This window comes from Micromonospora sp. NPDC047527 (genome assembly GCF_040643015.1).
Classification (GTDB): Bacteria; Actinomycetota; Actinomycetes; order Mycobacteriales; family Micromonosporaceae; genus Micromonospora.
Genome location: NZ_JBEYTK010000006.1, coordinates 345,769 through 363,937 on the forward strand (window position 1 = coordinate 345,769; position 18,169 = coordinate 363,937).

Below are 18,169 nucleotides of genomic sequence, written 5' to 3' on the forward strand. Positions count from 1 at the left end.
CGAGCCGCGCAAACATGTTGCACCTAGTGTCTTCACCATGCGACTGGGTGTCCTCGACGTCGGATCCAACACCGTGCACCTGCTGGTGGTCGACGCGCACCACGGCGCGCACCCCTGGCCGGCGCACTCCGAGAAGGTGGTGCTCCGCCTCGCCGAGCAGATCGGCCCGGACGGCGCGCTGACCGAGGCGGGTGCGGACGGCCTGGTCAAGGCGGTCGGCATGGCCAGGGCTGCGGCCACCGGTCTGGAGGCCGACGACCTGATCGCGTTCGCCACCTCCGCGGTCCGCGACGCCACCAACGCCGCCGACGTCCTGGCCCGGGTCCGCGACGAGGCCGGCGTACGCCTGGAGGTGCTCTCCGGCGCGGACGAGGCGCGGATGACCTTCCTGGCGGTGCGGCGTTGGTTCGGCTGGTCGGCCGGGCGTCTGCTGGTGCTCGACATCGGCGGCGGCTCCCTGGAGATCGCCGCCGGGATCGACGAGGACCCGGACGTCGCGATCTCGTTGCCGCTCGGGGCCGGCCGGTTGACCCGGGAGCGGCTCCGGGTCGACCCGGGCAGCGCGGCGCCGCCGACCACCGAGGCCGTCGACAAGCTGCGGGAGTACGTGGACGGCCGGCTGGACAAGGTGGTCGACCAGATGACCCAGGTGGGCTGGGAGCGGACGGCGGCCACCTCGAAGACGTTCCGCACCCTGGCCCGACTGGCCGGGGCGGCGCCGTCGGGGGCCGGGCTCTGGGCGCGGCGCAGCCTGACCCGCGCCGGGCTGCGGCAGGTCATCGGCTTCATCCGGCACATCCCGCCGGCCCAGTTGATGGAGCTGGAGGGGGTCAGCGCGGGTCGGGCCCATCAGTTGTTGGCCGGCGCGGTGGTCGCCGAGGCGGTGATGCGCAAGCTGGACCTGGACTCGCTGGACATCTGCCCGTGGGCCCTGCGCGAGGGCGTCATCCTCCGCCGGCTCGATCAACTCGCACCGATGTGAGGGCAGCGTCTGCTTACGGGCGTTTTGTCGATGCTCGTCCTGATGGTCCCGTGACAGCCGGGCTACCCTGGCTGATGTGACTTCCCGCGTTCCCGTGCTCCTGTCCAGCTCGTCGGTCTTTCCCGAGCCGACCGCAGCGGCGTTCCAACTGGCCGCGCAGCTCGGCTACGACGGCGTCGAGGTGATGGTCTGGACCGACGTGGTGAGCCAGGACGCGGGTGCGCTGCGCGGCCTCTCCGAGCACTACGGCGTGCCGGTGCTGTCGGTGCACGCGCCCTGCCTGCTGGTCACCCAGCGGGTGTGGAGCCCGGACCCGTGGGAGCGACTGCGTAAGGCCGCCGAGCTGGCCGAGACGTTGGAGGCGCCGACCGTCGTGGTGCACCCGCCGTTCACCTGGCAGCGCGACTACGCACGCGGGTTCGTCGACGGGCTCGCCACGGTCGCGGACCAGTTCACCGGGCTGCACCTCGCGGTGGAGAACATGTACCCGGTACGGATGGCGGGTCGTCAGTTCGTCCCGTACGTGCCGGGCTGGGATCCCACCGACGCCGGCTACGCGTCGTACACCCTGGATCTGTCGCACTGCGCGGCCTCGCACAGCGACCCGCTGGAGATGGCCGACCGGATGGGTGACGGTCTGGTCCACGTGCACCTCGGGGACGGCACCGGCGAGGGCCGCGACGAGCACCTGGTGCCCGGGCGTGGCACCCAGCCCTGCGGTGAGCTGCTCTCGTCCCTGGCCGGGCGGGGCTTCACCGGCTCGGTGGCGGTGGAGGTGGCGACGCGGGGCGCGAAGAGCCGCGCGGTGCGCGAGGCGGATCTGCGCGCCGCGCTGGAGTTCGCCCGCCAGCACCTGAGCACGCCGTCCCCGGTCGACGTCTGAGCGTCCGCGCGGTCGGCGCACCGACCCGGCGTAGGCCGGGGCGGGCAGCCGGCGGCTAGCTGATCGGGGTGAGCGAGTCGGCGCCGGCCGTCGGCTGCGGGGCGACCGTCACCTGCTCGCCGATCGCGGCCCGCTTCCGAGCCCGGTGCGCCGCCACGTGCGAGCGGGTGGCGCAGCGCTCGGAGCAGAACCGCCGGCAGCAGTTGGACGACGTGTCCAGATAGACGTTGCCGCACCGCTCGTCGGCGCAGACGCCGAACCGGGCGCTGCCGTACTCGCAGAGCCACACCGACAGCCCCCAGACCGCGCCGGCCAGGTATTCGGCGCTGACCGACGCGCCCCGGCTGGTCACGTGCATGTGCCAGTCGCTGGAGTCGTGCCCGGAGATGCGCGGCTGGACGGGGAACGCCTCCAGCAGCGCGTTCAGTTCGGTCACCGCCTGGGCGTCGCGCCCCGAGGTGCCGTACTCGAAGACGTCCCGGAGCCGCTTCTGCGCCCGCCGGAAGATCGCCACATCCCGTTCCACGACCTCGTCGCTCATCCAGGAATGGTCGTCGGTGAAGAGGGCCCGCAGGTCGTCGAGGTCGTCCAGGCGGGCGTTGACCAGGTCAACGCCGGTCCGGGCGTACGCGTCGAAGTTCACGCCCCCAACGGTAGACGACTCACGCGGTGCGCGGCGCGTCGATGTAGTGGGGCAGGAACCGCGCGTAACCGTCGGTGATCAGGCTGGCGCTTTCCCGCACCCCGACACCGGCCGACTCGCCGTCGACGATCCAGCTGCCCAGCACCATCCGATTACCGGCGAACTGCGGCAACGCGCGGAACTCCTGGTAGCACCAGCCCTCGTCGCCGTAGATCCCCGGGTTGGTGATCTCCTCTTCGGCCGTCACGATGCGTACCGATCCGCCCTCGCGGCCGAGCAGCGGTTTCGCCACGTACTCCGTCATGCCGCGCGGCGAGTCGAGGTACGCCGGGAGCAGGTAGTCGTGACCCGGGTACAGCTCCCAGAGGACCGCGAGCAGCGCCTTGTTGGACAGCAGCAGCTTCCAGGCCGGCTCGATCCAGGTGGTCGGGGTGCCCGGGGCAAGGGCCAGCGGCCCGTACGGCTCGGCCAGCATCCACTCCCACGGGTAGAGCTTGAAGCAGGTGGTCACCGGGCGGTCCGCGGCGTCGACGAAGCGCCGGCCGTCCCAGCCGATCTCCTGGATCGGCTGCAACTCGACGCTCAGGCCGGCCTGCCGGGCGGTCTCGGCGAGGTAACCGGCGGTCATGTGGTCCTCGCCGGACTCCTCCTCGTTCGACCAGAGCACGTGGACCCGGGGCTCGTGCAGCCCGGCCCCGATCTTCGCCCAGGCGCCGACCAGCCGCTCGTGCAGGCTGTTCCACTGGTCAAGCTCCGGGCGGGTCTGCTCCAGCCAGAACCACTGGATGATGCTCGCCTCGACCAGCGCGGTGGGGGTGTCGGCGTTGTACTCCAACATCTTCGGGGGCCAGGTGCCGTCGTACGCCAGGTCGAAACGGCCGTAGAGGGTGGGTGGCGCCTCGCGCAGGGACCGGGCCACCGCCTCGGCCGCCCACTGCGGGATGCCGAACTCGGCGTACCGGCGCTGCGCCACCACGTGCTCGGCGGCGGCCACCGACATCCGGTGCAGTTCCTCGGTGGCCTCCTCCAGGCGCAGCACCTCGTCGAGGTCGAAGGCGTACGCGGCGGTCTCGTCCCAGTACGACATGATCCCGCCGTCGGGCAGTTCGGTGTCGACGTAGACCAGCCCTTGCGCCCGGATGGTGGCGTCCCAGTCGGGCCGTGGCGTGACGGACACGCGCCGCACGTCAACCCCCGCAGGCGGCGAGGTGGGTGCCGAAGCCGCCGCGCTCGGGCACGGCCGTCGTGGTCGGCTCCGGGCCGGTGCGACCTGCGGCCGAGTCGGGGACGCGCATCGCCAGCGCGACCGTGCCGCCCCCGCCGACCGGGCCGAGGGCGCAGTCATCGTCATCGTCGTCGTCCGAGGTCATGTTGCAGCCGGAGAGGGCGAGCGCCAGGGCCGTGAGGGCGCCAAGCTGCACGGAGGCCGACCGGAGTCGGCGGCGGGGGCGTTGGTCCACGGCATCGTTGTAGCCGATCGACGCCAGCAGCGTCACCCCGCCCCGGCGTCGGATTGAGCACCCGGCTGTCGGATCGGCCGCGCGACGGCCCTCCCAACCTGGGAAACGGCGGCCTCGGCCGCCCCCCGGCGAGGGTGCTGGCAGGGGCGATACGCTCGGCTCATGCTCCGTTCCGTCATCCTCGCCGCCTCCCGGTCATCCCAGGTCGAGCGGCTCGTCGCGACCGCCCCGTACACCCGGGATGTCGTTCGCCGGTTCGTCGCCGGCGCCGCCACCGACGATGCGTTGCGCGCGACCCGCGGGCTCATCGACGACGGCCTGGCTGTCACCCTCGACCACCTCGGCGAGGACACCGTCACCCCCGAGCAGGCCATCGCCACCCGGGACGAATACCTCAAGCTGCTGAAGATGCTCGCCAGCGCGGGGCTCACCCCGGCCGCCGAGGTGAGCGTGAAGCTCTCCGCCCTCGGTCAGATGTTCGACGAGCAGTTGGCGTACGACAACGCGCGGGCGATCTGCGCGGCGGCCGACGCGGCGGGCACCACTGTCACCCTGGACATGGAGGACCACACCACCACCGACTCGACGTTGGAGGTGCTGGCCAAGCTGCGCAAGGACTTCCCGTCGACCGGCGCGGTCCTCCAGGCGTACCTGCGTCGCACCGAGTCGGACTGCCGGGAGCTGTCCTCGGCGGGGTCGCGGGTGCGGCTGTGCAAGGGCGCGTACAAGGAGCCGGAGTCGGTGGCGTACCAGTCGGCTCGCGAGGTGGACAAGTCCTACGTCCGCTGCATGAACATCCTGATGTCCGGCGACGGCTACCCGATGCTTGCCACCCACGACCCCCGGATGATCGCGATCGGCGAGGACCGGGCCCGCTGGTTCGACCGGGGGGCGGGGCGCTTCGAGTTCCAGATGCTCTTCGGCATCCGCCCGGAGGAGCAGGCCCGGTTGGCCGGCGAGGGCTACACCGTGCGCACGTACGTCCCGTACGGCGACCAGTGGTACGGCTACCTGATGCGCCGGCTCGCCGAGCGCCCGACCAACCTGGTCTTCTTCGGCCGTGCCCTGATCTCCAAGAAGTAACCCCCCCTCCACGGCTGTGACGACTAGCCGGGTTCGGCGCGACTAGGCGGGGTGGGGGGTCCACGGGTTGGGTCGGGGTTGGTGGCGGTTCGTTCGATCGGCCGAATGGTCGTAACCTTCGGCGGGTGACTGACGGGGTGCATCAGCCATCGTCGCGGCGGCTCTGGCCGCTGTGGACGGTGCTCGTGGTGGTCGTCCTGCTGCTGGGCTGCGGGCTGCCCGCGCTGCTGGTCGTCGGGGTGGTGCGGGAGTCCGGCGACCAGGCCACCGTCCGCCGGGCCGGCGCCTCGGCGACCGACGACCCGGCGACCGCTGTCGCCCGAGGGCTGTCCGACCGGATCACCGCGCAGCTTCAGCGGCAGTCCACGGCGCTGCTCGGTGGTGACCAGGATGCCTACCTCGCCATCGCCGACCCGGCCGCGCACACCGACCTGCGCCGCCGCTTCGGCGCGCTGCGCGCACTCAAGGTCACCGTCTGGCGGGCCGAGCCGAGCGGCCTGCCCGCACCGATCGTCGGCCGGCCGGGCGAGTGGCGGCTGCTGGTGCGCTTCCAGTACTGCTTCGTGGCGCCGGACTGCCGGCCGAGCCCTGTGTTGATCGGCACCCGCTGGCGGGAGAACGGCGACCAGCCCCGACTGGTCGCCCTGGAGGAGTCCAAGTCGGCCGAGACCGGCACCCGACCGTGGGAGATCAGCGACCTGGTCGTGGCGGTCGGCGAGCGGACCATCGTGGCCACCACACCGGCGCTGCGCGGCAAGCTGCCCGGCCTGCTGGCCCAGGCCGAGGCGGCAGCCAGGGTCGCCGACGGGTACGCGGTGGCAGGCTCGCCGCCGGACCGCTACCGCATCTTCTACGCCGGCCGCACCGAGTGGCAGCGCTGGTATGGCGGCGGCCGACCACAGTGGACCGGCGGTTACGCGGTGACCGTCGGCGGTGGTCACCACGAGGTGGTGCTCAGCGCCGACGGTCTGCCGAGCAGCGGCACCGACGACCTGCTCCGGCACGAGTTGACCCACGCCGCGTCGCTGCCGGAGCGTGGCTATCCGGGCAAGACGACCTGGTGGCTGGTCGAGGGCCTGGCCGAGTTCGCCGGTGCCGGTGGTCAACCGGTCGAGCGGTACGAGGGGCTCGCCGAGGTGCGCAAGCTGGTCCGTAGCAGCTGGGACGGCCGGTTGGAGGGGATCACCCCCACCGACGACGCCGCGGCCGAACGGGTCGGCGGCAGCTACGGCGTCGGCTATCTCGCCGTCCGGCACCTCGTCGACCGGTTCGGGCCGGACCAGTTGCTCGCCTTCTTCAAGGCCGTGGTGCACGAGCGCAAGGCCCTCGACGTCGCCGCCGAGCAGGTGTTCGACGAGCCGTGGTCGACGTTGCACGACGAGTGCGTGGCGTACGTGCGCGCTGTCGCCGCCTGAGACCGCCCGGCAGCGCCGCGAGCGGGCGGCGGCGGTCGCCGACGACCCCGCCGAGCTTCATGATCGACCGCTGTCCGTTGATCACGGTCGACCTGAGACACTGGTCCCCGCTCCCAGCGCGGAGCCCCGGTCCGTGTCCGGAAGCGGCCCGGGGCACCCGTCCGGTGGCTCTGGTGGCGCCGCCGGAGCCACCGGGCGCCTTCCGCGGCCCGCCGCTCGACACAGCGGCGACGGGAACGCCGGCCAGCGCCTTGGACGACTCTCCCGGGCGCAACCGGACGACGGACCCAGGCGGGGAGAATCCGGGAGCACGGATCGGGTGAACCGGCGAACCAAACATGATCAGTTGTAAGAAGGGATCGCGCCGGTCACAGCCGCCCCGCTACCGTACTGATAACACGCGCGTCGCCGCCCGGCCCGGAGCATCCGTCGGGTTGGCACGCGCCGGGCATGGGATTGGTCGGTGAGCCATGGCCGGGTCACAGTCCGACGGACGGCTGTCGGAGGTCAAGTTCCTGACCGTCGCAGAGGTCGCGACGGTCATGCGGGTGTCGAAGATGACGGTCTATCGCCTGGTGCACAGCGGTGAGCTCACCGCTGTCCGGGTCGGCCGGTCCTTCCGGGTGCCCGAGCACGCCGTGCACGAATATCTCCGGGGCGCGTTTCAGGAAACCGCCTGAGCCACCGGCTCCCTGATCGAGTGCGACGTAACGGGCGTCGACGGGGGCGCGTTGGTCCTGCTGACGCTCTCCCGCTACCCTGGAGCCCGACCGAGACCCACCGGTGCGCCCCGCCGCCCTGACTGGTCCGGTCCGTTGTCCGCATGCGGTCGCCGTCGCCACCTGCGTGGTGTCATCCGGCCCGCCCCGCACGTTGTATCGAAAGGCTGTCGTATGGGCTCGGTGGTCAAGAAGCGCCGTAAGCGCATGGCTAAGAAGAAGCACCGCAAGCTGCTGCGCAAGACCCGCGTCCAGCGTCGCCGTCTCGGCAAGTGATCGCCGCCGGGCTCACGGCCCGGCGTTCGGCGTCTCTTGCCTAACTGTCGACTTCCGGAGGCTCAGGTGATCAGGCCGTGGTCGTCCCGGCTCGATCCCCCCTGCCGGCGTAGGTGCGTCAGATGACCCCCGGTAGCACCCCAGGTGCTCCGGGGGTTGTCGTCGTCACCGGCGTCGGCCGGTACCTGGGCGCCCACGTGGCGGCGCGACTGGCGGCCGACCCGCGTATCGAGCGGGTCATCGGGGTGGACGTGCCGGAGCCCGGCGCCGAACTCACCGACCTGCTGGACCGGGTCGAACGGGTTCGCGTCGATCCCGGCTCACTCGGCGGGCTCCTCGCCGACCTGGACGTCGACGCGGTGGTGCACCTCGCGCTGGTCAGTTCCCCGGACCCGCAGCACGGTGGCCGGTCGGCCATGAAGGACCAGAACGTCATCGGCACCATGCAACTGCTCGCCGCCTGCCAGCGAGCGCCCCGGCTGCGCAAGCTCGTGGTCCGGTCGTCGACCGCCGCGTACGGGGTGTCGTTCCGGGACCCGGCCGTCTTCACCGAGGAGACCGAACCGCGCGAGGTGCCGCGCGGCGGTTTCGGCCGCGACATCCTCGACCTTGAGGGGTACGTCCGGGGCTTCCGGCGCCGCCGGCCCGACGTCACGGCGACGGTGCTGCGCTTCGCCCCGTTCATCGGCTCGACCGCCGACACGACGCTGACCCGCTACTTCTCGCAGCCGTTCGTGCCCACCGTCTTCGGCCGCGACCCCCGGTTGCAGTTCCTGCACTTCGACGACGCGTTGGAGGTGCTGCACCGGTCGATCGTCGAGGACCATCCGGGCACCTACAACGTCGCCGGTCCGGGTGTGCTGTCGCTGTCCCAGGCGATCCGGCGGGCCGGCCGGGTGGCCGTGCCGGTGCTGGAGCCGGGCCTATCCGGCGCCGCCGCGCTGGCCCGCAACATGGGCTTCGGCGGCTACGGCCTGGACCAGGTCGATCTCTTCGTGCACGGCCGGGTCGTCGACACCACCCGGCTTGAGCAGGAGTACGGCTTCACGCCCCGCTCCACGGCCGCCGCGTTCGACGACTTCATCCGCGCCCACCACGGCGGGGTGGTGCTCAGCCGGAATCAGTTGGCCGCCGCCGAGCAGTTCGTCCTGGACGGCATTCGGCAGGTCCGTGCCGCCGTGCGGGAGCGCTCGTCGTGACCGGGCCGGAGACGGGCCGCGAGCCGGCGGGCAACGGGCGTTTCGACGTACCCCCGGGGTTGGTGCCGGACGTGGAGCCGGCGCGGCGCAACGGGCACCGACCGGCGGCACAGCTCGCGCCGGCCTCGACGCCGGCCGACGAGGTCGACACCGCGGCCACCGACGAGCCCTCGGTCGAGAGCGGCACGACCGCCGGTGGCGCGCCGGGCACCGGTCCGGCGGTGCCGGACCGGCCGGGCGACCCGTGGGACCGCCGGGTCGCGAACGGCCTGGCGTTCCTGCGCCGCCGGCTGTCCGGGGAGTACGAGGTCGACGAGTTCGGCTTCGACCCGGAGCTGACCGACGCGGTCTTCCACCCGCTGCTGCGGCTGCTCTACCGGGACTGGTTCCGCACCGAGGTCAGCGGTGTGGAGCACGTGCCGGTCGACGGGCCGGGCCTGGTGGTCGGCAACCATTCGGGCACCGTGGCGCTGGACGCGTTGATCCTCTCTGCGGCGCTGCACGACAAGCACCCGGCGCACCGCTACCTGCGTCTGCTCGGCGCCGACCTGGTCTTCCGGATGCCGGTGGTGTCGGAGATCGCCCGCAAGACCGGCGGCACGGTGGCCTGCAACCCGGACGCCGAGCGGCTGCTCGGCGGCGGCGACCTGGTCGGCGTGTTCCCCGAGGGGTTCAAGGGCATCGGCAAGCTCTACGCCGACCGGTACAAGCTGCAACGGTTCGGTCGGGGCGGTTTCGTCTCGGCGGCGCTGCGGACGGGCACCCCGATCGTGCCGGTCGCCATCGTCGGCGGCGAGGAGATCTATCCGATGCTCGCCGACATCAAGCCCCTCGCGCGGCTGCTGAAGCTGCCCTACTTCCCGGTCACGCCGACCTTCCCGTGGCTCGGGCCGCTGGGCATGGTGCCGCTGCCCAGCAAGTGGCTGATCGAGTTCTGCCCGCCGATCCCGACCGCGCACCTGACCGACTCGGCGGACGACCCGCTGGTGGTCTTCAACCTCGCCGACCAGGTGCGGGAGACCATCCAGCAGACGCTGCACTCGCTGTTGGAGCGGCGGCCCGACCCGTTCGGCCCCTGAACCGACGCCTCAGCCGGCGCGACGGCGGCGCTGTAGCGCCAGGCCGGCGGTCACCGCCCCGGCGACCAGGCCGGCTGCCGCCGTCGACGGCACGGCGATCTTGACGGCTCGGCGGCCGGTGCGGAAGTCCCGTACCTCCCAGCCGTGCTGCCGGGCCTGCCGCAGCAGGGTGCCGTCCGGGTTGACCGCCACCGCCCGGCCCACCGCGGAGAGCAGGGGCAGGTCGTTCGCGGAGTCGCTGTAGGCCGCGCAGCGGGCCAGGTCCAGCCCCTCAACGGCGGCGAGCTGGGTGACCGCCTCGGCCTTCGCCGGCCCATGCATGAGGTCGCCCACCAACCGCCCGGTGTACGCCCCGTCCCGCACCTCGGCCACCGTGCCGATCGCACCGGTCAGGCCGAGCCGGGTGGCGATCACCCGGCCGATCTCCACCGGGGCGGCGCTGACCAGCCAGACGCGCTGACCAGCGTCCAGGTGGCGCTGGGCGAGCTGGTGGGTGCCGGTCCAGATCCGAGGTGCCATCAGCTCGTCGAAGATCTCCTCCGACAGCCGTTCGACGTCGTCGACCCGCCAGCCCTCGACGAAGGCCAGCGCGGCCTCCTTGGCCTGGGACATGTCACCGGCGTGTTCCCGGGCGAGCACCCGGAACCGGAGCTGCTGCCAGGCGAAGCGCGCCAGGTCGGCGGTGGTGAAGTAGTCCCGGGCGGCGAGCCCACGAGCGAACCAGTAGATCGACGCGCCCTGCATCATCGTGTTGTCGACGTCGAAGAAGGCGGCGGCGGTCGGGTCCGGAGCGGGTGGGGTCACCGGCGCCAGTTCGGTCTCCGCCCAACCCGCGGTGTGACCCTGGGCGTCGGTGCTGACCGTCACCTTGCGGCTGCGCGCCACGCGACTCCCCTCCTGACCAGGTGCAACGGATGCCTCCAGCGAGGGTATCCGGCGGGCACGGATGATCGACCACGCACACGGGGAACTGTGGCGTGGTCGGTCGGACGTGCGGTAGAGGGCTCCGGCGGATCAGCGGGCGCCGGGGCAGGTCGTCGGCGCGGGCCCGAGTGTGTCGCTGCCGGTCGGCGCCGGCAGGCCGCAGGCGATCGCGGCGCGCAGCGCGTCCGAGCGCTCCCGGGCGGTGTCCAGCAGCTCCAACGACCGCCGGGTCCGGACCCGGTCTGCCCGGGTAGCGCCGTCGAGGAGGTTGCTCACCGCGCGGCGCTGGCTGGCGACGAAGGCGTTGACGGTGTCCAGGCTGCTCGGCTCGGCGCGCTGCACGGCGGCGGTGGTGAGCAGGCGGATGCCCTGCCGGGTGTCGGCGTCCATGTCGTCGAGAACGGCGCTGTAGCCGATCGGGTCGCCACGCAGCTCGGCGGCCTCGCCGAGCCTGGTCCGGGCGAAGTCCAGGAAGAGCTGACCCCGGCTGATGTCCGAGCTGGCCAGGGCCAGCTGGGCTCGCTCGGTCGAGCGCTTCATGCCGTAGAGCGCGTCGCCGGGCACCGCGTTCTCGCTGGCGGCGGAGATCCCGGAGACGGCGACGGCGCCAGCGGCGATGCCGATCAGGATCGCGCCCCGGGCGCGGGCGCGTCGGGCGGTGACCGCCGGCAGCAGCGACCCGCGGGTCGTGGCGGCGGGACGCTTGGCGGCCGGCTCGGCGGTCGCCGGGGCGGTGGCCATCGCCTCGCGCTCGGCGGTGGCGAGCAGCATCGCTCGCAGGCCGGTGCGGAAGTCAGGGTCCACCTCGGTCGTGGGCGGATCGACGCTCAGCCGCTGGCCCACCGCGACGAGCGGTGCCAGTTGGCCGTCCACCCGGGACCGTACGTGGTGCCGCCGGCCGCCGTTGGCCTCGTCGAGAAGCTGCGCGAAGCGCTCGGCGCGCCGGCGGGAGAAGAGGATGTTGTCCACCGCTGGCACCTCCTCTCGCTGGTCACGGCCGGTCGGCCGCCGTCGTTGCCAGCGACCGGGCGGCAGTGTGACACCACGGAGGTGAGGTGCCGCCCGGTGTGCCGGTCGGACCTCGGTGACCCGGGCTTGCCGGGACAACCACCGGTCGCACCCGGAGAAACGCGGCGGACCGGGCACGGGTTACGGGCCGGGCGGGGCGGAAATCACGGAAAGTGATCGCCGTCACCGGACGAGACCGGCCCTGAGCTGCGCAAACGCCGATCAGTGCCGACCGCCCCGCCGAACAACCTATGGCTGGAAGCCGTCCGGCAGGAGCCGCGCCAGCGCCCGTACGGCCCGGTACTGGAGTGCCTTGATGGCGCCCTCGTTCTTGCCCATGGCACGTGCCGTCTCGGCGACCGAGAAGCCCTGGAGGAACCGCAGCACGATGCACTCCTGCTGCTCCGGGTTGAGCTGCTTCACGGCGGTGAGCAGCGCGACGTTGGTGATGTGTTCGACCACCGCCGCCTCCGGGCTGCCCTCCGGACCCCGGTCCTCCCGGTCGGCGTCGAGGACGTCGCCGGTGGTGACCTCCAGCCGGTACCGGCCGGACTTGAAGTGGTCCGCGACCAGGTTGCGGGCGATGGTCACCAGCCAGGCACCGAGGTCGCGGCCCTGCCAGGTGAAGCTGCCGATCCGCTTGAGAGCGCGCAGGAAGGTGTCCGAGGTGAGGTCCTCGGCGAGTTGGCGGTTGCCGACCCGGAAGTAGACGAACCGGAACACGGTGTCCACGTACCGGTCGTAGATGAGGCCGAACGCCTCGGACTCGCCGGCCTGGGCCCGCTCGATCAGCGTCCAGACCTCGGTGGCCGGGTCGGACGGGTCCGGTCGGCTGGGAAAGCCGGTCGGTGTGGTCGGGGTGGTCGTGGTGGTGGCCTGGACGGCGGGGATCACCGCGGTCTCGCCCGCCGCCGGATCGCTTGTCACCGCCGGTGTGTCACCGACGCGACGGCCCTGGGCCGGCATGGTCGGGCGGGCCGGCGCGGCGACCCGGCCACCGGTCGGCATCGCGTTGCCGCCGGGAACCGCCGGTCTCGGTGGCGGCTCGTTGGTGTGTGGACGATTGCGGGTCCGCTGGGCCGCGCTGTGCTGGTCGTCCGGCGGCGTGCGGGCCGCCGGACGTTCGTTGACCTGGGCGCGGGTCGTCTGACCGGTCAGGCCGACCGGGCGTTCCGCGTAACCGAAGGCGGTCATCGCACAGCCCCCGTCCCGTTGGTCGCCGGACGGGCCGGTCTGCGGGCCATCAGTGTGGACCGACCGGGCATCCGGTCGGGCAGGACGGTTCCGGGGTGTGCCGACAGGCGGCAGTTCCCCTTGAGGTGCTGGTCCAATGCGCTCACAGGCACGGGGGCCTCCTCGGGCTGAGGGGTGTCGACTCACGGCAAATGGGGTGAGCCGACCCGAGTGATAATAGGGCCAACGTCACCCGCGCGTGGCAAGTCCGTTACACAGGGCGGAAGTATTTCCGCCGGTGTCGCACCGGCGGCGGACCAGTTGTCCGTCGTGTGCGGTTGACTTTCCGTCGGGCCGGTGTTCCACGATGATCCCCTGCTCGAGGGCACATTGGCCGATCGCCTGACCCTCCGCGCCTGGCGGTGGCGAGGGCGTGGCCGAATCGTCGGGCGGAGTCGACGATCGTCCCATCAGGGGGACTTGATCGCATCGCCGGCGGCACAGTGGGTGGTCCCGCTGGCGGGACCTGAGCGGCACTCGCGACAGCCCTTCGCCCCACCTGTCGGGGCGTGGCCTGACACCGCCCGCTGTGCCAGACTCGACCACCGTGCAGGACGCAGCCCCAGACTCCGCGCCGAACCTCGCCGACCGGCTCCACCGGGCGGCCCACGACCACGGTGACCGGCCCGCGCTGCACTGGCGGGACCGGAGCATCAGTTGGTCCGAACTGGACGCCGCCGTGACCGCCGCCGCGCACGGCCTGGCCGCCGTCGCGCCGCACACCGAGCTGGGCGACACACCTCCCCGCGTCGCGATCGCGCTGCCCAACACCCCCGACTTCGTGATCGGCTGGCTCGGTGCCCTGCGGGCCGGGCTGGTCGCCGTCCCGGTCAACCCCGGCCTCACCGCCCCGGAGTTGCTCCACGTGCTGGCCGACTCCGGCGCGTCGGTGCTGATCGGCACCGACCGGGTCCGGAGCCTGGTCGCCGAGGTGGCCACCGAACTGCCCGCGCTCACCGCCGTGTACGGCACACCGCCCACCGCAGACGCGACCGCACCGCCGTCGCGCCCACACCGAGGCGGCGACGACCTGGCCGTACTGCTCTACACCTCCGGCACGGAGGGCCACCCGAAGGGGGCGATGCTCTCCCACGGCGCGCTGGTGGCCAACCACGAACAGGTCGACCGGATCGACCCGCCGGTCGTCGGCTCCACGGACACCGTGCTGCTGGCCCTGCCGCTGTTCCACGCGTACGGGCTCAACGCGGGGCTCGGCGCGGTCGTCCACCATGGCGCGACAGGTGTGCTGCTCGACGAGCCGGGGCCGGAGGCGGGGCTGGACGAGATCGCGCGACACCGAGTCAGCGTGCTGGTGGGCGTACCGTCGATGTTTCTGACCTGGGCCGACGCGCCGACGGTCCGCGCGGCGACCTCGTCGGTGCGGGTGGCGGTGTGCGGCGCGGCGCCGCTGGAGCCCGCGGTCGCGGCGCGCTTCGCCGAGGCCACCGGCCATCCGGTGCACATCGGGTACGGCCTCACCGAGACCGCGCCGGTGCTCACCTCGACCCTGGTCGGCGGGCAGGCCAAGGCCGGCTCGATCGGACGGCCGCTGCCCGGCGTGCGGCTGCGCCTGGTCGGCCCGGACGGGGTGGACCTGTGGCGCGACGGCCAGGCCGTCCTCGACGACGACCCGGATGAGCTGGACATCTCCGACGTCGCGCCGGGCACCGACCCGGGGCAGATCGTCGTGGGCGGCGCCAACCTCTTCGCCGGCTACTGGCCCGACGGTCGGGGTGGCCCGGACGCCGACGGCTGGTGGAGCACCGGCGACATCGCGTACGCCGACGAGGACGGAGACCTCTTCCTGGTCGACCGGCTCGGCGAGCTGATCCTGGTCAACGGGTTCAACGTCTATCCGCACGAGGTCGAGTTGGTGCTCACCGGGCACCCCGGGGTGGCCGAGTCGGCGGTACTGGGTGTGCCGCACCCGCGGACCGGCGAGACTGTGCGGGCGTACGTGGTGCCGGCACGGGGGCGACCGGTGACAAGCGAGGAGTTGCTCGCCCACTGCGCACGGAACCTGGCCCGGTTCAAGTGCCCGACCACCGTCGAGTTCGTCGATGCCCTGCCACACTCGGCGATCGGCAAGGTACGCAAGACCCAGCTCCGGCCGGCGACACCAGCCGGCCCGTCCGCATCCGCCGACACCCGCACGGAGGTAACCGATGGCCACTGACGCCCGGCTCGCCCTGATCACCCGGCCCGGCTGCCACCTGTGCGACGACGCCAAGGCGGCGCTCGACCGGGTGGTGGCGGTCACCGGGGACAAGTGGGTCGAGTGGGACGTGAGTGACGACCAGGAGCTGGAACGGGAGTACGGCGACCGGCTGCCGGTGGTGATGCTCGACGGCAAGGAGCACGGCTACTGGCGGGTGGAGGAGGACCGGCTGCTGCGGGACCTGACCACCCCTCAGCTCTGAATGGTGCCTATGGTGCTCGGATGAGCCCTGCGCACCCCCACCTGGTGTGGGACTGGAACGGCACCCTGCTCAACGACCTCAGCCTGGTGGTGGCCGCCACCAACGCCGCGTTCGCCAGCGTGGGCGGGCCGACGGTCACCCCCGAGGAGCACCGGACGCGGTTCCGCCGCCCGATCGCCGACTACTACGCCGACGTGCTCGGCAAGGCCGTGGACGACGAGGCGTTCGGCCGGCTGGACCGGATCTTCCACGACGCGTACCGCAACGGTCTGACCACCTGCGAGCTGGCCGCCGACGCGCAGACCGCGATGGCCACCTGGGAGGGCAGCCAGAGCCTGCTGTCCATGTGGTTCCACGAGGAGTTGGTGCCCACCGTGCACACCTACGGGCTGACCGGGCACTTCACCCGGGTGGACGGGCTGCGGGCCACGGTCGGCGGCGGACCCAAGGCCGAGTCGCTCCAGCGGCACCTGACCGAGCTGGGCGTCGACGGCGCATCGGTGGTGCTGATCGGCGACTCCATCGACGACGCGGACGCGGCCCTCGCGGTCGGCGGCCGGGCGGTGCTCTACACCGGCGGCTTCACCGACCCGGCGCGGCTGCGCGCCTCCGGCCACCCGGTCGCCGACACCCTCACCGACGCGGTGGCCCTGGCCGCCGGGAAGGTCAGTTCCGCAGGTAGGTGAGGACGGCCAGCACCCGCCGGTGCTGCTCGGTGTCCGGTGGGAGCGTGAGCTTGGTGAAGATGTTGCGCACGTGCTTCTCCACCGCGCCGTCGCTCACCACCAGGGCACGGGCGATGGCCGTGTTCGAACGCCCCTCGGCCATCAGGGAGAGCACCTCCCGCTCGCGCGGGGTCAGCTCGCGCAGCGGGTCGTCCCGGCGCCGTCGGGCGAAGAGCTGGCCGACCACCTCCGGGTCGAGCACCGTGCCGCCCGCCGCCACCCGCCGCAGCGCGTCCAGGAACTCGTCGATCGCGGCCACCCGGTCCTTGAGCAGGTAGCCGATCCCGCCGCCGGACCCGCCGGTGGTGTCCAGCAGGTCGTCGGCGTACGACACCTCGACGTACTGGGAGAGCACCAGGATCGGCGTACGCGGCACCAGCCGACGGGCCTCCACCGCCGCCCGCAGCCCCTCGTCGGTGTGGGTCGGCGGCATTCGGACGTCGACGATCGACACGTCCGGCCGGTGCTCCACCACCGCCTCGACCAGCGCCTCGCCATCCCCGACGGCGGCCACCACCTGATGCCCGCTCTCAGTCAGCAGCCGCACCAGCCCTTCCCGGAGGAGGACGGCGTCGTCGGCGATCACAATGCGCATGGTTGTGCTGTCTACCATGTCCGGCCTGTCGCGCAGGCTCGGTGCGGGCACGCTCACAGCGGCAGCTCCGCGCGGATCTCGGTGGGCCCCCCGGTCGGGCTGACCACGGCCAGCTCACCGCCGGCAGCCCGCACCCGGTCGGCGATTCCGGCCAGCCCGTGCCCCTTGGCCAGGTGCGCGCCACCCTGTCCGTCGTCACCCACCCGCACCTGGAGGTGGCTGCCCTGCCGGGTCACGGCGACCACGGCCTCGGTGGCCCGGCTGTGCTTGGCGATGTTGGTCAGCGCCTCGGCCACCACGAAGTACGCGGTGTTCTCCACCGCCGGGTCGAGCCGCCCGCCCGCCGTGCCGAGCTGCGGGTCCACCTCCAGCTCGATGGGGATCAGCCCGCGGCCGGCGAGCGCGGCCAGGGCGCTGGGCAGACCACGGTCGACCAGGATCGGCGGGGCGATGCCCCGGGACAACGCCCGCAGCTCGGCGAGGGTGTCCCGGGTCTGGGTGACCGCCTCGTCTATGGTCCGGCCGGCGGCCTCCGGGTCGGAGGCGAGCTGCATCCGAGCCCGGCTGAGGTCCATCGCCAGCCGGACCAGGCGCTGCTGGGGGCCGTCGTGGATGTCACGTTCCAGCCGGCGCAGCGCGGACGCCTCGGCGGACACGGCGGCCCGCTTCTGCTCCTCCAACACGGTGATCCGGTCGCGCATCTCGGCCACCCCGGTCAGCATGGCCTTGGCGAAGCTGGCCTGGAGCAGCGCGCAGCCCCGGACCACGATCGGCAAAGTGATCAGGAAGAACACCCCGAGCGCGGTGTGCAGCCCGATCCGGGCGGTGGTCGAGTCGCCCAGGCCGAGTAGTTGTGCCAGGTCCTGGTCGCCATCGGCGTCCGCCCGGGGCAGTGCCCAGTCGTAGGCCCAGTAGAGCGAGCCGGCGATTGCTCCGGCCCACCAGACCACGGTCACCACGAAGGTGCCCAACGCCGCGATCAGGCGCAGGATGCCGTGTGCCAGGTCGAGCCAGGACTGGGCGTCCCGGATCGGTACGAAGATCCGCCGCCAGGCGTTCGCTCCCGCCTCGGGCTGCCGGTAGTGCGGCCGGATCCGGGGCTGCCGGAGCACCGCGGACAGCCGCATTCGCTCGATGTCGGCCAGACCGCGGGCGGCGTACAGGGTGCCGGCGAGGATCGGCAGGCCGATCACGGTGACCACCAGGCCGACGCCGACCGCGAGGCCGACGACGAGGACGACGAAGCTGGCCAGGGCCAGGGGGAGACCGAGCAGCACGTACCGGGAGTCGACGAACAGCTGCCGGGGGATGCTGGGCGCCAGCATTTGTTGATCATTGGTGGCAGTAACGGTGGTCATGCCAAAAGGCTAGGCATCTGGGGTTCTCCCACCCATCCCGAAACCCCGCCTCTCTCCCGTAGTGCTGCCCCTACCCCAACCCCCCGCAACGCGTCGATCTTGCATTTGTGGTCGCCGAATCGCCCGGTATGGGAATGATGCGGGGGCGGCAACTGCAAGATCGACGC

19 protein-coding genes and 1 pseudogene are annotated in these 18,169 nt (G+C 72.4%); 12 read left to right on the plus strand and 8 right to left on the minus strand.

The genetic code is table 11. The annotated features are described in order from the left end of the window. Positions 1–37: 37 nt before the first annotated feature. On the plus strand, positions 38–982 hold the full coding sequence (locus ABZ808_RS23795; protein ID WP_357010391.1) for a Ppx/GppA phosphatase family protein: 945 nt from the start codon (positions 38–40) through the stop codon (positions 980–982). A 76-nt stretch (positions 983–1,058) separates the two neighbouring features. Beyond that, complete coding sequence (locus ABZ808_RS23800) at positions 1,059–1,865, plus strand: sugar phosphate isomerase/epimerase (protein ID WP_357010394.1); 807 nt, start codon at positions 1,059–1,061, stop codon at positions 1,863–1,865. 55 nt (positions 1,866–1,920) lie between these two features. Here ABZ808_RS23800 and ABZ808_RS23805 read toward each other — a convergent pair whose 3' ends face one another. From ABZ808_RS23805 to ABZ808_RS23815, 3 genes are read right to left on the minus strand one after another with little or no spacing between them, the layout of a single operon-like run. Next, positions 1,921–2,508, minus strand: coding sequence for a CGNR zinc finger domain-containing protein (locus tag ABZ808_RS23805; protein WP_357010397.1), 588 nt, complete (start codon positions 2,506–2,508; stop codon positions 1,921–1,923). Between the two features lie 19 nt (positions 2,509–2,527). After that, entirely contained in the window at positions 2,528–3,694 is a 1,167-nt protein-coding gene (locus ABZ808_RS23810) for a glutathionylspermidine synthase family protein (protein WP_357010400.1), read from the minus strand. A gap of 1 nt (position 3,695) precedes the next feature. Further along, on the minus strand, positions 3,696–4,004 hold the full coding sequence (locus ABZ808_RS23815) for a hypothetical protein (RefSeq protein ID WP_357010403.1): 309 nt from the start codon (positions 4,002–4,004) through the stop codon (positions 3,696–3,698). A gap of 126 nt (positions 4,005–4,130) precedes the next feature. On the opposite strand from ABZ808_RS23815, the gene ABZ808_RS23820 reads away from it, so the two are divergent. The 7 genes and pseudogenes from ABZ808_RS23820 to ABZ808_RS23850 all read left to right on the plus strand — a co-directional run bounded on the left by ABZ808_RS23820 (position 4,131) and on the right by ABZ808_RS23850 (position 9,739). Further along, positions 4,131–5,051, plus strand: a complete 921-nt coding sequence (locus ABZ808_RS23820) for a proline dehydrogenase family protein (RefSeq protein WP_357010406.1) — start codon at positions 4,131–4,133, stop codon at positions 5,049–5,051. Positions 5,052–5,176: 125 nt separating this feature from the next. Next, positions 5,177–6,466 carry a hypothetical protein gene (locus tag ABZ808_RS23825; RefSeq protein ID WP_357010408.1) on the plus strand — a complete coding sequence of 430 codons (1,290 nt, stop codon included), beginning with the start codon at positions 5,177–5,179 and terminating at the stop codon, positions 6,464–6,466. Between the two features lie 58 nt (positions 6,467–6,524). Then, a pseudogene (locus tag ABZ808_RS23830) lies at positions 6,525–6,665 on the plus strand (ABC transporter ATP-binding protein); the annotation flags it as partial. A gap of 271 nt (positions 6,666–6,936) precedes the next feature. Continuing rightward, the gene (locus ABZ808_RS23835) at positions 6,937–7,146 is read left to right on the plus strand and encodes a helix-turn-helix domain-containing protein (protein ID WP_007465625.1); all 210 of its coding nucleotides are present in this window, start codon (positions 6,937–6,939) and stop codon (positions 7,144–7,146) included. A 213-nt stretch (positions 7,147–7,359) separates the two neighbouring features. After that, entirely contained in the window at positions 7,360–7,461 is a 102-nt protein-coding gene (locus ABZ808_RS23840; protein WP_007465623.1) for an AURKAIP1/COX24 domain-containing protein, read from the plus strand. A gap of 122 nt (positions 7,462–7,583) precedes the next feature. Further along, positions 7,584–8,660, plus strand: a complete 1,077-nt coding sequence (locus ABZ808_RS23845) for an NAD-dependent epimerase/dehydratase family protein (protein ID WP_357010411.1) — start codon at positions 7,584–7,586, stop codon at positions 8,658–8,660. Positions 8,661–8,881: 221 nt separating this feature from the next. Beyond that, positions 8,882–9,739, plus strand: coding sequence for a lysophospholipid acyltransferase family protein (locus tag ABZ808_RS23850; protein WP_357010724.1), 858 nt, complete (start codon positions 8,882–8,884; stop codon positions 9,737–9,739). Positions 9,740–9,748: 9 nt separating this feature from the next. Here the strand turns inward: ABZ808_RS23850 and ABZ808_RS23855 are convergent, their stop codons facing one another. The 3 genes from ABZ808_RS23855 to ABZ808_RS23865 form a co-directional block, all read right to left on the minus strand. Next, a complete protein-coding gene (locus ABZ808_RS23855) occupies positions 9,749–10,624 on the minus strand; it encodes an HAD-IB family hydrolase (protein WP_357010414.1) in 876 nt (291 codons plus the stop codon). Between the two features lie 129 nt (positions 10,625–10,753). Next, entirely contained in the window at positions 10,754–11,632 is an 879-nt protein-coding gene (locus ABZ808_RS23860) for a DUF5667 domain-containing protein (protein WP_357010417.1), read from the minus strand. A 288-nt stretch (positions 11,633–11,920) separates the two neighbouring features. Further along, positions 11,921–12,865, minus strand: a complete 945-nt coding sequence (locus ABZ808_RS23865) for an ECF subfamily RNA polymerase sigma factor, BldN family (RefSeq protein ID WP_357010420.1) — start codon at positions 12,863–12,865, stop codon at positions 11,921–11,923. 586 nt (positions 12,866–13,451) lie between these two features. On the opposite strand from ABZ808_RS23865, the gene ABZ808_RS23870 reads away from it, so the two are divergent. From ABZ808_RS23870 to ABZ808_RS23880, 3 genes are read left to right on the plus strand one after another with little or no spacing between them, the layout of a single operon-like run. Then, positions 13,452–15,080, plus strand: coding sequence for an AMP-binding protein (locus ABZ808_RS23870; protein WP_357010423.1), 1,629 nt, complete (start codon positions 13,452–13,454; stop codon positions 15,078–15,080). Continuing rightward, positions 15,070–15,324, plus strand: coding sequence for a glutaredoxin family protein (locus tag ABZ808_RS23875; protein ID WP_357010425.1), 255 nt, complete (start codon positions 15,070–15,072; stop codon positions 15,322–15,324). Before ABZ808_RS23870 ends, ABZ808_RS23875 begins: the two co-directional genes overlap by 11 nt. 20 nt (positions 15,325–15,344) lie before the next feature. Further along, entirely contained in the window at positions 15,345–16,010 is a 666-nt protein-coding gene (locus ABZ808_RS23880) for an HAD hydrolase-like protein (RefSeq protein ID WP_357010428.1), read from the plus strand. On the opposite strand, the gene ABZ808_RS23885 is transcribed toward ABZ808_RS23880, so the two are convergent. Continuing rightward, entirely contained in the window at positions 15,991–16,644 is a 654-nt protein-coding gene (locus ABZ808_RS23885; RefSeq protein ID WP_357010431.1) for a response regulator transcription factor, read from the minus strand. The genes ABZ808_RS23880 and ABZ808_RS23885 overlap by 20 nt on opposite strands. A 53-nt stretch (positions 16,645–16,697) precedes the next feature. After that, a complete protein-coding gene (locus ABZ808_RS23890) occupies positions 16,698–18,002 on the minus strand; it encodes a sensor histidine kinase (protein WP_357010433.1) in 1,305 nt (434 codons plus the stop codon). Positions 18,003–18,169 lie beyond the last annotated feature (167 nt).